At 61.0% G+C, this 14712-nt stretch carries 10 protein-coding genes; 4 read left to right on the top strand and 6 right to left on the bottom strand.

The window, feature by feature from the left end:
- The first annotated feature begins 92 nt into the window (after window positions 1-92).
- Window positions 93-944, top strand: coding sequence for a LysR family transcriptional regulator (locus tag CI807_RS20040; protein WP_095015890.1), 852 nt, complete (start codon window positions 93-95; stop codon window positions 942-944).
- On the opposite strand, the gene poxB is transcribed toward CI807_RS20040, so the two are convergent.
- Window positions 941-2665, bottom strand: coding sequence for a ubiquinone-dependent pyruvate dehydrogenase (gene poxB / locus CI807_RS20045; protein ID WP_095015891.1), 1725 nt, complete (start codon window positions 2663-2665; stop codon window positions 941-943). The genes CI807_RS20040 and poxB overlap by 4 nt on opposite strands.
- Window positions 2666-2742: 77 nt before the next feature.
- On the bottom strand, window positions 2743-3975 hold the full coding sequence (locus CI807_RS20050) for an NADH:flavin oxidoreductase/NADH oxidase family protein (protein WP_095015892.1): 1233 nt from the start codon (window positions 3973-3975) through the stop codon (window positions 2743-2745).
- 71 nt (window positions 3976-4046) lie between these two features.
- Here CI807_RS20050 and CI807_RS20055 point away from each other — a divergent pair, with 71 nt between their 5' ends.
- The gene (locus CI807_RS20055; RefSeq protein WP_095015893.1) at window positions 4047-4451 is read left to right on the top strand and encodes a MerR family transcriptional regulator; all 405 of its coding nucleotides are present in this window, start codon (window positions 4047-4049) and stop codon (window positions 4449-4451) included.
- 97 nt (window positions 4452-4548) lie between these two features.
- Here CI807_RS20055 and CI807_RS20060 read toward each other — a convergent pair whose 3' ends face one another.
- Window positions 4549-5046: a DUF934 domain-containing protein gene (locus CI807_RS20060; protein WP_016979707.1), complete on the bottom strand. Its 498-nt coding sequence runs from the start codon at window positions 5044-5046 to the stop codon at window positions 4549-4551.
- The gene (locus CI807_RS20065) at window positions 5030-6688 is read right to left on the bottom strand and encodes a nitrite/sulfite reductase (protein WP_033902260.1); all 1659 of its coding nucleotides are present in this window, start codon (window positions 6686-6688) and stop codon (window positions 5030-5032) included. The genes CI807_RS20060 and CI807_RS20065 overlap by 17 nt, the downstream gene beginning before the upstream one ends.
- A 411-nt stretch (window positions 6689-7099) precedes the next feature.
- Here CI807_RS20065 and CI807_RS20070 point away from each other — a divergent pair, with 411 nt between their 5' ends.
- Window positions 7100-8161, top strand: a complete 1062-nt coding sequence (locus CI807_RS20070) for an ABC transporter substrate-binding protein (protein WP_095015894.1) — start codon at window positions 7100-7102, stop codon at window positions 8159-8161.
- Here the strand turns inward: CI807_RS20070 and CI807_RS20075 are convergent.
- Both CI807_RS20075 and metH read right to left on the bottom strand, forming a co-directional pair.
- Window positions 8158-8376, bottom strand: a complete 219-nt coding sequence (locus CI807_RS20075; protein ID WP_095015895.1) for a DUF2970 domain-containing protein — start codon at window positions 8374-8376, stop codon at window positions 8158-8160. The genes CI807_RS20070 and CI807_RS20075 overlap by 4 nt on opposite strands.
- A gap of 52 nt (window positions 8377-8428) precedes the next feature.
- Window positions 8429-12139, bottom strand: coding sequence for a methionine synthase (gene metH / locus CI807_RS20080; RefSeq protein WP_095015896.1), 3711 nt, complete (start codon window positions 12137-12139; stop codon window positions 8429-8431).
- 166 nt (window positions 12140-12305) lie between these two features.
- On the opposite strand from metH, the gene CI807_RS20085 reads away from it, so the two are divergent.
- Window positions 12306-14597 carry a fatty acid cis/trans isomerase gene (locus CI807_RS20085; protein WP_095015897.1) on the top strand — a complete coding sequence of 764 codons (2292 nt, stop codon included), beginning with the start codon at window positions 12306-12308 and terminating at the stop codon, window positions 14595-14597.
- Window positions 14598-14712 lie beyond the last annotated feature (115 nt).

Below are 14712 nucleotides of genomic sequence, written 5' to 3' on the forward strand. Positions count from 1 at the left end.
GGGTCTCGGAGGAAGATGACCCAAGCATTGCAACATACCGCCAAGTGAAATATAAATCGTGTTTTATTGCCTGATTAATCTGTTTTAAGAATATGTTCGATACAGTCCTGCTAAAAACCTTTGTCGCCGTGGTGGATGAAGAAGGCTTCAGCCGCGCCGCTGCCCGTTTGCACCTCACGCAATCGGCGGTCAGCGGGCATCTGCGGCGTCTGGAGGAACAGGTGGGCAAACCCTTGCTTACCCGTACCACGCGCTCCCAGCAACTGACGGCGGACGGCGAACGCCTGATGGCGTACGCACGGGGCATCCTGGCGTTGAATCGCAATGCCTGGGCCGAGCTGACGCGCTCGGCATTTGAAGGAAACCTGCGTGTTGGTGTGTCGGAAGAGTTCGCGGATGCGCGTCTGTTGCGCGAGTTGCAGGAGGTTGCCGCGCAATACCCCGGCCTGCAGATCACGGTGCAGGTGGGTATTCCTGGTTCTTTGCTGACGTTGATGAAGCTGGGCGAATTGGATGTGGTGGTGGGGTCGTTGTGCGAATCCAGCGAGCCTGGCCTGGCGCTGTGGCAGGAGCCGCTGGTGTGGGCCTGGTCTGCGCAACCGCTGACGACATTGCCGACGCCCCTGCCTTTGGCGCTGTTTCCCGAGCCTTGCCCTTATCGCGAAGCGGCGCTGTCACGTTTGGCCCAGGCGGGGATCGCCCAGCGTACCGCCATGCTCTGCGCCAGCTACGCGGCGTTGCATGCTGCCGCGTTGGCCGGCTTTGCCATCGCGCCGATTGCGCGCAGCCAACTGGTACCCGGCTTGACGATACTCGGCGCCGAGCACGGGTTACCCGAATTGCCCGATGCCGAGTTCCGCCTGTTCAGCGCGCCGGATGCGGAACCGCGCATGGTCGAGGTGATCACCGAAGTGGTGGTCCGCTACGGTGCTTCCCTGCGCTAGCGCAACCAGTTGGTACGCGCCAGTTCGATCACTTCATCGCCACGGCCACTCATCACCGCCTTGAGCATATACAGGCTGAACCCCTTGGCCTGTTCCAGCTTGATGGTCGGCGGCATCACCAGCTCCTGGGTCGCGGTGACCACGTCCACCAGCACTGGGCCGTCATGGGCGAGGGCGCGGCGCAGGGCCGGTTCGAGGTCTTCCGATTGCTCCACGCGAATGCCGAGGATGCCCATGGCGTTGGACATGGCGGCAAAGTCCGGGTTTTTCAGCTCGGTGCCGGCATCCAGATAGCCCGCCGCCTTCATTTCCATGGCGACAAACCCCAGTGATGAGTTATCGAACACAATGACTTTCACCGGCAGATTCAACTGCGCCAACGAGATGAAATCCCCCATCAGCATGGCGAAACCACCGTCACCCGACATCGAGATCACCTGCCGATCCGGAAAGGCTGCCTGGGCACCCATGGCTTGGGGCATGGCATTGGCCATCGAGCCGTGGTTGAACGAACCGATCAGCCGGCGCTTGCCGTTCATCTTCAAATAGCGTGCAGCCCACACGGTGGGCGAGCCGACATCGGCGGTGAAGATCGCATCGTCATCCGCCAATTCACTGAGCAAACGTGCGACGTATTGCGGGTGAATCGGTCGATTGGCTTTCGAGGGTTGAGCGAGGTCGTCCAGCCCTTGGCGGGCTTTCTCGTAGTGCTTCAGGGAGGTTTCGAGAAAGCTGCGATCGGTCTTGCGCGTCAGGCGCGGCAGCAGGGCGCCGATGGTTTCGCCGACATCCGCGGCAATACCCAGGTCCAGTGTGGCGCGGCGGCCGAGTGCCTGCGGGTTGCGGTCGACCTGAATGATCTTGGCGTCGGTTGGGTAGAACTGGCGGTAGGGGAAGTCGGTGCCGAGCATGATCAAGGTGTCGCAGTCGAGCATGGCATGGTAGCCGGAGCTGAAGCCGATCAGGCCGGTCATGCCTACGTCGAACGGGTTGTCCCATTCCACATGCTCTTTACCGCGCAGTGCATGCACCACTGGAGCGCCGAGGGCGTCGGCCAGGGCCACCACTTGATCATGGGCGCCGGCACAGCCGCTGCCGCAGAGTAGGGTGGTTTTCCGGCTGCTTTCCAGGATCTCGGTGAGGCGTTGCAGGTCCTGTTCCGCCGGTAGCGTGCGTGGCGCGTGCAGAGCCGGCCAAGGCTTGAGCTTGTCTTCCACTTCCAGCAGCGACACATCGCCCGGAATCACCACCACCGCCACGCCGCGATTGAGGATCGCCGAACGCATGGCGCGGTGCAGCACATGGGGCATCTGCTCGGGGTTAGTCACCAGTTCGATGAAGTGGCTGCATTCCTTGAACAGTTCCTGCGGATGGGTTTCCTGGAAGTAGTTCAGGCCGATCTCCGACGACGGGATCTGCGCGGCAATCGCCAGTACCGGCACATGGTTGCGATGACAGTCGAACAGGCCGTTGATCAAGTGCAGGTTGCCCGGCCCGCAACTGCCGGCGCATACGGTCAATTCGCCGGTGGCGGCCGCTTCGGCGCCGGCGGCAAAGGCAGCCACTTCCTCGTGGCGCACATGCATCCATTCGATGCTGTCCATGGTGCGCAGGGCGTCGGTGAGGCCGTTCAGGCTGTCGCCGGTCAGGCCCCAGATGCGCTTGATGCCCGCCTGTTCAAGGGTGGTCGCCAATTGCTGGGCCAGGTTGATTTTCGCCATGAAGAACTCCAATCGTCAGTGAGGTTAAAAACTGCTGATCAATAGGGGACAGTTCGATCACGGCGGATGTTCATCCTTTAATGTGAAGATTGCGTCATGGCCGCCCGGTATTGCCGGGTGCGCCGCGCCAGAAACCACTGGTCACGCACCAACGCCATGCACGGCGCAACATTGGCTTTGGGCAAATGGCCGCGGCTGAGGCGGCGCATCTGGTAGCGCACCACCGCGAGGATGGCGAGGGAGGCCAGGGGTTTGCGCTTCCAGTCGATGGGCTTGAGTTGCGGGTTGGGGTCGCGGCCTTCGCGCCAATGCTGGATCAGTTGCGGCTCCAGGGTCAGGGCCGTGGCGATTCCGGCCATGGCGACGCCGCTGTCCAGCACCTGTTGCACGATGGGCAGGCGGCGAATGCCGCCGGTGACCATCACCGGCATCTTGGCGAGGGTCGCCAGTTGGCTGGCGAACTCCAGGAAGTACGCCTCACGCGCCAGGGTGCGGCCGTCACGCGCTTCGCCTTGCATGGCCGGTGCTTCGTAACTGCCGCCGGATAATTCCAGCAGGTCGATGGGCAGCGGGTTGAGCATTTCGACCACGGCGCGTGCATCGGCTTCTGCAAAACCGCCCCGTTGGAAGTCGGCGGAGTTGAGTTTGACGGCGACACAAAACGACGGGCTGACGTTGGCGCGCACTGCACGGATCACTTCCAGCAACAGCCGCGCGCGGTTCTCCAGGGAGCCGCCCCAGCGGTCGGTGCGCTGATTGCTCAGTGGCGACAGGAACTGGCTGAGCAAGTAGCCATGGGCGCCGTGGATCTGCACGCCGGTAAACCCGGCTTGCTCGGCCAGGCGTGCGCTGGTGGCGAAGCGCTGGATCACGTCCTGGATGTCGTCCTCGGTCATGGCCTTGGGCGTGGCAAACATCTTCGAGAAACCGCCCAGGTCGAGCGCCACGGCGGACGGTGCAATGGCTTGCTGGCGCAGGTTGGCCGGCGTCTGGCGGCCTGGGTGGCTGAGTTGTACCCAGAAGTGCACGCCGTTGCCACGGGCCACGTCTGCCCACTCGCGAAAGCTTGCCAGGTGCTGCTCATCTTCAAGTGCCACGCCGCCGGGGCCGGTCATGGCGCGGCGGTCGACCATCACGTTGCCGGTAATCAACAATCCAGGCTCGCCCTGCGCCCAGGCTTTGTATAACTGCTTCAGTTCAGGGGAAGGCGCCTGGTTGCCATCTGCCATGTTTTCTTCCATCGCGGCCTTGGCGATGCGGTTGGAAAGGACTTGGCCATTGGGCAGTTGCAGGGCTTCAAAGGGTGACATGGGTTGACTCCTGAGCGGGGGAGGCCTCAGGCTAAGCTTAAAGTTAACTTTAATGTCAAGCAGGTGCGGCGATGAATATTGGTGAGCTGGCAAAGCAGAGTGGGCTGGCGGCGTCGCGGATCCGCTTTTATGAGGCTGAGGGGCTGATCAGCCAGGTGGGGCGCCAGGCCAATGGTTACCGACGATATTCGCCGGAGGCCCTGCAAACCTTGCAACTGATCCAGAGCGCGCAACAGGCAGGCTTTACCTTGCAGGAGCTCAAGGCACTGATGCCGGCGCCGGGCGAGCACAAGCGCGAAGAGTTGATCGAGGCATTGGAGCGCAAGGTCGCGCAGATCGAAGAGATGCAGGCGCAGTTGGCCCACAGCAAGGCGCAGTTGTTGGGGGTAATCGAGGCGGTACGGGCGCAGCCGGAAGGGGTACCGTGCAGCGTAGGGCAAAAGCAGGTATTAGGATTGATCAACGAGAACCTGTAGGGGCGAGTTTGCTCGCGAAAACCTCACAGACAACACGCTCATCCAGGACTCACGCGTTATCGTTGACGATCTTCGCGGGCAAGCCCGCTCCTACAGTTTACTGGCGACGACGGAACAGCGGCAGTGGTTCATCCGTGGCGGCCTGGTACGTCACCGAGAAGTCCTTGAGGCTTTCCAGCGCTTCGTACGGGTCTTTGTCGGCGCGCAGGGCGAAGGCATCGAACCCGCAGCGGCGCAGGTAGAACAACTGGTCGCGCAGCACGTCGCCAATCGCGCGCAGCTCGCCTTTGTAACCGTAACGGTCACGCAGCAGGCGCGCGTTGGAGTAGTTGCGGCCGTCGGTGAAGGCCGGGAAGTTCAGGGCGATGACCTGGAAATGTTCCACGTCGTCACCGATTTCTTCGGCTTCTTCTTCAGCATCCAGCCACACACCCAGGCCGCCGTCACGGGCTTTGAGGGCGTGCGCATGTTCGCGCCACAGGGCCAACGGCACGATCAGGTCGTCGCAGTTGGAGATACCGTCGAAGCTCGCGTCCTTGGGCAGCAGGTGCCAGGTTTCGTCGAGGACTTCGTTGTTCTTAATGATTCGCTGCATAGACGCGCTCCTTGAACAGGTCGATGCCGATGCGCTGGTAGGTGTCGATGAAACGCTCATCTTCGGTGCGCTGTTCGATGTACACGTCGATCAGCTTGCCGATCACCTCAGGCATGGCTTCCTGGGCGAAGGATGGGCCGAGGATCTTGCCCAGGCTCGCATCGCGGCTGGCGCTGCCACCCAGGGACACTTGGTAGAATTCTTCGCCTTTTTTGTCCACGCCCAGGATGCCGATGTGGCCGACGTGGTGGTGACCACAGGCGTTCATGCAACCGGAGATGTTCAGGTCCAGCTCGCCGATGTCGAACAGGTAGTCCAGGTCGTCGAAACGGCGCTGGATCGATTCGGCAATCGGGATCGACTTGGCGTTGGCCAGGGAGCAGAAATCGCCGCCCGGGCAGCAGATGATGTCGGTCAGCAGGCCGATGTTCGGCGTGGCGAAACCGCCTTCGCGCAACTCGCCCCACAGGGTGAACAGTTGGCTCTGTTCGACGTCCGCGAGGATGATGTTCTGCTCGTGGGAGGTGCGCAGTTGACCGAAGCTGTAGCGTTCGGCCAGGTCGGCGACGGCATCCAGCTGCTTGTCGGTGATATCGCCCGGTGCAACACCGGTCGGTTTCAGCGACAGGGTCACGGCGACATAACCCGGCTTCTTGTGCGCCAGGGTGTTGCGGCCACGCCAGCGGGCGAAACCAGGGTGTTCTTGGTCCAGCGCTGCGAACTCGGCGTCCTGATTGCTCAGGGCTTTGTATTCAGGGTCGACGAAGTGCTTGGCGACGCGGTGAACTTCGGCTTCGGTCAGGGTGGTCTGGCCGCCGCGCAGGTGTTCCATCTCGGCGTCGACTTTCTGGGCGAACACCTCAGGGGTCAGCGCCTTGACCAGGATCTTGATCCGGGCCTTGTACTTGTTGTCACGACGGCCGTAGCGGTTGTAGACCCGCAGGATCGCATCGAGGTAGCTCAACAGGTCCTGCCACGGCAGGAACTCGTTGATGAAGGCACCGACCACCGGGGTACGGCCCAGGCCGCCACCGACCAATACGCGAAAGCCCAGCTCGCCGGCTGCGTTGTGCACCGGCTCCAGGCCGATGTCGTGCACTTCGATGGCCGCACGGTCCGAGGTCGAGCCATTGATGGCGATCTTGAACTTGCGTGGCAGGTAGGCGAATTCGGGGTGGAAGGTGGTCCATTGACGGACGATTTCGCACCAGGGGCGTGGGTCGATCAGCTCGTCAGCGGCCACGCCGGCGAATTGGTCGGTGGTCACGTTGCGCAGGCAGTTACCGCTGGTCTGAATGGCGTGCATCTGCACGGTGGCCAATTCAGCCAGGATGTCCGGCACATCTTCCAGTGCCGGCCAGTTGAACTGGACGTTCTGGCGGGTACTGATGTGGGCATAGCCTTTGTCGAAGTCGCGGGCAATCTTGGCCATCATGCGCGTCTGGCGCGACGTCAGTTGGCCGTAGGGCACGGCCACCCGCAACATCGGCGCAAAGCGCTGAACATAAAGGCCATTTTGCAGGCGCAGAGGGCGGAACTCTTCTTCGCTCAGTTCACCTGCCAGATAGCGTCGGGTCTGATCACGGAACTGCTTGACGCGGTCCTCGATGATGCGCTGATCGTATTCGTCGTATACGTACATATAGGTCCTGTTCTCGGCAAATCTGCGCGCACGGCCGCGCACTCCCAACGGAGCCGGCGCACGATACCAGTTTGCGTTTATGCGCAAAAGTGATGTTTGAGTATATGCAAATAACCAAATCGCCTAATGAGAACCGTTATCGCCATACCCACATTTGTCATGCGGGCAATCGTCAACTTTACTGTGAGCGTGTTTGAACGTAATCACCTATAAAACCGACAAGAGGCGATGCGATGAGCAATCCGACAAAAGCCCGTAAACCTGACAGTACCGTTGATGCCTGGGCCATCCTGTTCCTGATCATTCTGGTAGTGGGAACGGCCGTGTTCTGGGTAAGCCACCAGTAAACAGCCTCGATTGACTGTCGTAATGCCACTATCATGACGGTCAAACTTCAAGGCTTGAACATCCATGTCGAAGGTGCTGATTGCGTGTGTGTGGTTGCTGGGATCGGCGTACGGGGCCATGGCCCATGCCACGTCGGTGGTGTTTCTCAACCCTGGCATGTCGACGGAAACCTTCTGGGTCAGCTACGCGCAATTCATGCAGGCCGGTGCCAAGGACCTCGGCCTGCATTTGCGTGTGCGTTATTCCGAGCGCGATGCGAATAACACGCTGAATCAGGCGCGCGAAGCACTGCAAGGCAGCGAGCGTCCGGATTACCTGGTGCTGGTGAACGAGCAGTACGTTGCCCCACAGATCCTGCGCATGGCCCAGGGCAGCGGGGTGAAACTGCTGATCGTGAATAACGCGCTGACCGCCGATCAGGTGCAATTGCTCGGCAACAGTGCAGGCTGGATCGCCAGCATGGTCGCTGACGATGAACAGGCCGGCTACGTGATGCTCACCGATCTACTCCGCCAGCACGGTCCCGTCGCAGCCGGAGAGACCATCGACCTGCTGGCATTCTCTGGCACCAAAACCACCCCGGCCGCACAGTTGCGCGAACAGGGCCTGCACCGCGCCCTGGCCGAGCACCCTGAGGTGCGCCTGCGCCAGCTGGTCTATGGCGAATGGAGTCGTCAGCGTGCGTTAGAGCAAGCCACTTTGTTGTTCAAACGCTACCCGCAAACCGTGCTGGTGTGGTCGGCCAACGACGAGATGGCGTTGGGGGCCATGCAGGCGTTGCAGGGCAGCGGACGCGTGCCGGGCCAGGAGGTGCTGTTCAGCGCGGTGAATAGTTCACCGCAGATCTTGCAGGCGCGGCTGGAGGGCCGGCTGACTACGCTGGTTGCCGGGCATTTCACCCTGGGCGGGTGGGCGATGGTGTTGATCAACGATGACGCCAAGGGCGTGGATATCAGCGCCCATGGTGGGCGTGACCGCCAGGAAGCGCTGTTCCAACTGATAGACGCCCCGCAGGCACAACGCTTGTTAGGGCCCACGGCGCCCGTTGATTTTCGCACACTGTCTGCCGTGGGCAAGCCGGCGTCCTACCGTTACCCGTTTAGCCTGCAACTGCTGCTGCGCTAGACACCGGCCACCAGCAGCACCAGCTTGACGATGCCGAATAGCGTCAAGGCAAACACCGCCGTGAACAGAATGCCCAACACCACAAAGTGGCTGGGTTTGCCGTGGGTGAAGTCGCGGGCGCGATTCTTGCCGCTTTGCACGCCAAAGGCGGCTGCCATCACGCTGTGCAGCATCTGCCAGAAGGTAGGGGGCTTGTTGTTGACTGGATCGTCCATACATCCCTCGACACAAGGTGTGTGAGGGACAGCATAGACAATCCCGCCGGGCTTAGTTGTCGTAACCCAGGTTCGGCGCCAACCAACGCTCGGTCACGCTCAGGTCTTGGCCTTTGCGCGCGGTGTAGCTCGCCACCTGGTCCTTGTCGACCTTGCCCACTGCGAAATACTGCGCCTGCGGGTGGGCAAAGTACCAGCCGCTGACCGCCGCCGCCGGGAACATCGCGTAGTGCTCGGTAAGGAACACGCCACTGCGACCCGCTTCCATCTCGCGTGCCTCGGGGTCGAGCAGTTGGAATAACGTGCCTTTCTCGGTGTGGTCCGGGCAGGCCGGGTAGCCGGGGGCAGGGCGGATGCCGCTGTACTGCTCCTTGATCAGGGCTTCGTTGTCCAGTTGCTCGTCCTTGGCGTAACCCCAGTAGTCTTTACGCACTTGCTGGTGCAGCCATTCGGCGCAGGCTTCGGCCAGGCGGTCGGCCAGGGCCTTGACCATGATCGAGTTGTAGTCGTCGCCCGCATCCTGGTAGGCCTTGGCCACTTCTTCGGCGCCGATGCCGGCGGTGGTGATAAAGCCGCCGATGTAATCGGTCACGCCGCTGTCCTTGGGCGCGACGAAGTCGGCCAGGGAGAAGTTCGGCTTGCCGTCGGTCTTGATGATCTGCTGGCGCAAGTGGTGCAGTCTGGCGATCGGCTGGCCGTCGTCACCGTAGACTTCCAGGTCGTCGTCCTGCACCTGGTTGGTCGGCCAGAACCCGAACACGGCCCGTGCACTGATGAGTTTTTCGTCGATCAGCTTCTTGAGCATTTCCTGGGCGTCTGCGTACAGCGCGGTGGCGGCTTCCCCTACGACTTCATCAGTCAGAATGCGTGGGAATTTGCCCGCCAGGTCCCAGGAAATGAAGAACGGCGTCCAGTCGATGTACTCGGCCAGTACGTTGAGGTCGATATTGTCCAGCACCTTGGCGCCGGTAAAGGTCGGCACTACCGGCGTGTAGGTGCTCCAGTCGAACTGCGGCTTCTTGGCGATGGCGGCGGGGTAGCTCAGGCGCTCGGTGCGGGCGCTGCGGTTGGAGGTGCGCTCACGCACCTCCACGTACTCCTCGCGGGTACGCTCGACAAAACCAGCCTTGAGCTCTTTGGACAGCAACTGCGTCGCTACGCCCACCGCACGGGAGGCGTCGGTGACATACACCACCGCATCGTTGCTGTACTTGGGCTCGATCTTCACCGCCGTGTGCGCCTTGGAGGTGGTGGCGCCACCGATCATCAGCGGCAGGTGGAAGTCCTGGCGCTGCATCTCACGGGCCACGTGCACCATCTCGTCCAGGGACGGCGTGATCAGGCCGGACAGCCCGATGATGTCGCACTTCTGCTCCTTGGCCACCTGCAGGATCTTCTCTGCCGGCACCATCACGCCCAGGTCGACGATGTCATAGCCATTGCAACCGAGCACCACGCCGACGATGTTCTTGCCGATGTCATGCACATCACCTTTCACCGTGGCCATCAGGATCTTGCCCTTGGCTTCCGGCTTGTCGCCTTTTTCCAGCTCGATGAACGGGATCAAGTGCGCCACGGCCTGCTTCATGACGCGGGCGGATTTCACCACCTGGGGCAGGAACATTTTGCCCGCGCCGAACAGGTCGCCGACGATGTTCATGCCGGACATCAGCGGGCCTTCGATCACTTCGATCGGGCGTGCAAACGACAGCCGCGATTCTTCGGTATCTTCAACAATATGCGTGGTGATGCCCTTGACCAGAGCATGTTCCAGGCGCTTGTTCACCGGCCAGCCACGCCACTCCTCGGTCTCGGCTTCCTTGACGCTGCCGTCGCCCTTGTACTTGTCGGCGATGGCGAGCAGGGCATCGGTGCCGTCCGGCGTGCGGTTGAGTACCACGTCTTCAACGGCGTCGCGCAGCTCGGCCGGGATCTGGTCGTAGATCTCCAACTGGCCGGCGTTGACGATACCCATGGTCAGGCCGTTGCGGATCGCATACAGCAGGAACACCGAGTGGATCGCCTCACGCACCGGGTTGTTGCCACGGAACGAGAACGACACGTTGGACACGCCGCCGGAGGTCAGCGCATACGGCAGTTCGTCACGAATGTAGGCACAGGCGTTGATGAAGTCGACAGCGTAGTTGTTGTGCTCTTCGATACCGGTGGCGACCGCGAAGATGTTCGGGTCGAAGATGATGTCTTCCGGTGGGAAGCCCACTTCATTGACCAGGATGTCGTAGGAGCGTTTGCAGATCTCTTTCTTGCGCGCTTCGGTGTCGGCCTGGCCGGCTTCGTCGAAGGCCATCACCACCACGGCGGCGCCGTAGCGCTTGCACAGCTTGGCGTGATGGATGAACTGCTCCACGCCTTCCTTCATGCTGATGGAGTTGACGATGCCCTTGCCCTGGATGCATTTGAGGCCGGCCTCGATCACGTCCCACTTGGAGGAGTCGATCATGATCGGCACGCGGGAGATGTCCGGCTCGCCGGCAATCAGATTGAGGAAGGTCACCATGGCCTTCTTCGAATCGAGCATGCCCTCGTCCATGTTGATGTCGATCACCTGGGCGCCGGCTTCCACCTGCTGCAGGGCGACTTCCAGGGCTTCGGTGTAGTTGTCCTCGCGGATCAGGCGGGCGAACTTGGCCGAGCCAGTGATGTTGGTGCGCTCGCCGACGTTGACGAACAACGAGCTGCGATCAATGGTGAACGGCTCTAGGCCCGACAGGCGGCAAGCCTTCGGAATATCCGGGATCTGGCGCGGTGCGTAACCGGCGACGGCCTTGGCGATGGCCTCGATGTGGCCCGGCGTGGTGCCGCAGCAGCCGCCGACAATGTTGAGGAAGCCGCTCTGGGCGAATTCTTCGATGACCTTGGCGGTTTCCGAGGGCAGTTCATCGTACTCGCCGAACTCGTTGGGCAGGCCGGCGTTCGGGTGCGCGGAAACGTGGGTATTGGCCTTGTTCGACAACTCTTCCAGGTACGGACGCAGTTCGCTGGCACCCAGGGCGCAGTTCAGGCCCACGGAAATCGGCTTGGCGTGGGCCACGGAGTTCCAGAACGCTTCGGTGGTCTGGCCCGACAGGGTACGGCCTGAGGCGTCGGTGATGGTGCCGGAGATCATGATCGGCAGTTCGATGCTCAGCTCCTCAAACACACCTTGCACGGCAAAGATCGCGGCCTTGGCGTTGAGGGTATCGAAGATGGTCTCGATCAGAATCAGGTCGGCGCCGCCTTCGATCAGGCCTTTGGTGGCCTCGGTGTAGTTTTCCACCAGTTCATCGAAGGTCACGTTGCGGTAGCCGGGGTTGTTCACGTCGGGCGACAGCGAGCAGGTGCGGCTGGTCGGGCCGAGCACGCCGGCGACGAAACGCGGCTTGGCCGGGTTCTCCAGGGTCTTGGCGTCGGCGATCTTGCGCGCCAGGCGGGCACCTTCTACGTTTAATTCGTAGGCCAGTTCTTCCATGCCGTAGTCGGCCATGGAGATGCGGGTGGCGTTGAAGGTGTTGGTTTCGAGGATGTCGGCGCCGGCATCCAGGTAGGCTTTTTCGATGCCGCCGATCACGTCCGGGCGGGTGATCACCAGCAGGTCGTTGTTACCCTTGACGTCGCTGGGCCAGTCGGCGAAGCGCTTGCCACGGTAGTCGTTTTCCTCAAGCTTGTAGCTCTGGATCATCGTGCCCATACCGCCGTCGAGGATCAGGATACGTTCCTTGAGGGCTTGATGAAGGGCTTGCAGACGAACGCTACGATCGGACATGGGACTACTCTGGTCAGGCATTTCGGAGGGCGTGAATCATAACAAACCTGTGCCGATTTAGAGCATGCGCAGTTTTTGCATGAATATCGTTCATGTTGTTATAGAGTGTGGCCCGGTAGAATCATCGGCAAATTTTCAGCGTACGCTTCGGATCGGAACCGGATACATGTCACTTCGTCTTATTGTCAGCGCCGCGCTGTTGCTGATTGCCAGCACCTCTCAGGCACAAAGTCCTGCCCCCGCGATTTCCTACACCCGCGATATCCAACCGATCTTCACCGAGAAATGCGTGGCCTGCCATGCCTGCTACGACTCTGCCTGCCAACTGAACCTGGGCAGTGGCGAAGGCGCTGCCCGAGGCGCCAGCAAAGTGCCGGTCTACGATGGTGAGCGCAGCCAGGCGACGCCGACCACACGGCTGTTCTATGACGCCTTCGGCAAGCAGGCCTGGCAGCAGAAAGGCTTCTATTCGGTGCTGGACGCCCAAGGCAGCCAGGCCGCCTTGATGGCGCGCATGCTGGAGTTGGGCCATAACGCACCACTGCAACCCAACGCCAAGCTGCCCGAAGACATCGTACTGGGCCTGAACCGCGAGAACATGTGCGCCATGCCCGGCGAGTTTAATGCCTACGCGGGTGCCCATCCCAAGGAAGGCATGCCGCTGGCGGTCACAGGGCTGACGGACCAGCAGTACCAGACCTTGCAACGCTGGCTCGCGTCTGGCGCACCTATAGATGAACAAGGCTTGGCGCCGAGTGCCAAGGAAGCCCTGCAGGTGCAGCAGTGGGAAAACCTGTTCAACCAGCCCGGAGCGCGGGAAAGCCTGGTAGCGCGCTGGTTGTTCGAGCATTTGTTCCTCGCCCATATCTACTTCGAAAACGGCGAGCCGGGGCATTTCTTCCAGTGGGTGCGCTCGCGTACGCCAAGCGGCCAGCCGATCGACCTGATCGCCACCCGTCGCCCCAATGATGACCCAGGCACCCGTGTCTACTACCGCCTGTGGCCGGTGCAAGGTGTGATTGTGCATAAAACCCACATCACGTACCCGTTCAGTGCCGAGAAGATGGCGCGCATCAAAGCGCTGTTCTACGCCGGTAACTGGCAGGTCGACGCGTTGCCGGGCTATGGCCCAGGCCGTCGCGCCAATCCGTTTGAAACTTTCGAAGCCATTCCGGCCAAGGCGCGCTACCAGTTCATGCTGGACAACGCCGAGTACTTCGTGCGCACCTTTATCCGTGGGCCGGTGTGCCGTGGGCAGATTGCCACGGATGTGATCCGCGACAACTTCTGGACGTTGTTCCAGGACCCGGACCACGACCTGTACATCACCGATGCACGTTATCGCGGCCAGGCTACGCCGTTGCTGGCCATGCCGGGGCAGAACGATGATGTCGGCAGCGTGCTCAGCCTGTGGCTGGCTTACCGCGACAAGCGTAATGCATACGAGGCCCTGCGCCGCGACAGCTACGCCGACTTGCCGCCGCCAAGCTGGTCGAGCCTGTGGGCCGGTAATGACAATGCCTTGCTGAGCATTTTCCGCCACTTCGACAGCGCCTCGGTGAGCAAAGGCCTGATTGGCGAAGTCCCGCAGACGATGTGGTTGTTCGATTATCCATTGCTGGAGCGCACCTATTACCAACTGGCGGTGAATTTCGATGTGTTCGGCAATGTGTCGCACCAGGCGCAGACCCGGCTGTACTTCGACCTGATCCGCAATGGTGCCGAACAAAATTTCCTGCGCTTGATGCCGGCTGATTCACGCGATGACTTTATGGATGATTGGTATCAGAACAGCGGCAAGCTCAAGCTGTGGCTGGACTATGAGGCGATTGATGACGATAAGCCTACAGGCCTGCACCTGAGTGAAAACGATCCGAAGCGTGACTTTGCCAACCAGTTGCTGGCGCGTTATGGCGATTTGAATGCGAGCCCGGATCCGATCAACCGTTGCATGGGCGCCTATTGTTCCCGTGATGGCGTGGACCCCGCCATTCAGGATGCGGAGCAGGCGCTGAGCCGTTTGACTTCACGCCCGGCCGCCGGGCTCAAGGTCATTGATCAACTGCCGGAAGCGACGATGCTGCGGGTTGAGACTGTCAGTGGTCAGCGGGTGGTCTACAGCATGTTGCGCAATCGTGCGCACAGTAACGTGGCGTTTCTGTTGGGTGAGGCTTATCGCTATCAGCCGGGTCTGGACACGGTGACCATCTATCCGGGTGTGTTGAGCAGCTATCCGAACTTTATGTTCAATATTCCGGCCCAGGAAGTGCCGGAGTTTGTGGCTGAAATGGAGCGGGCCAAGGATGCCAAGCGGTTTGAGAAGATTGTGGATCGTTGGGGGGTGCGGCGTAGTCATCCGCTGTTTTGGCAGTATTTCCATGATTTGTCGGAGTACATTCGTGAGACTACGCCGGTTGAGGAGGGGGTGTTGGATATGAATCGGTATGAGAATTTGTGAGATTTTTTCGGAGTGCATATCCGTTATTTGGGTGATGGCGGGTATTGGTTCCGCCCTTACGGCGGCTCACTTTTGAACAGCGCAAAAGTAAGCAAAACGCTCTTGCCCCAACACT

Source organism: Pseudomonas sp. NS1(2017) (genome assembly GCF_002269425.1).
Taxonomy (GTDB): Bacteria; Pseudomonadota; Gammaproteobacteria; order Pseudomonadales; family Pseudomonadaceae; genus Aquipseudomonas; species Aquipseudomonas reactans.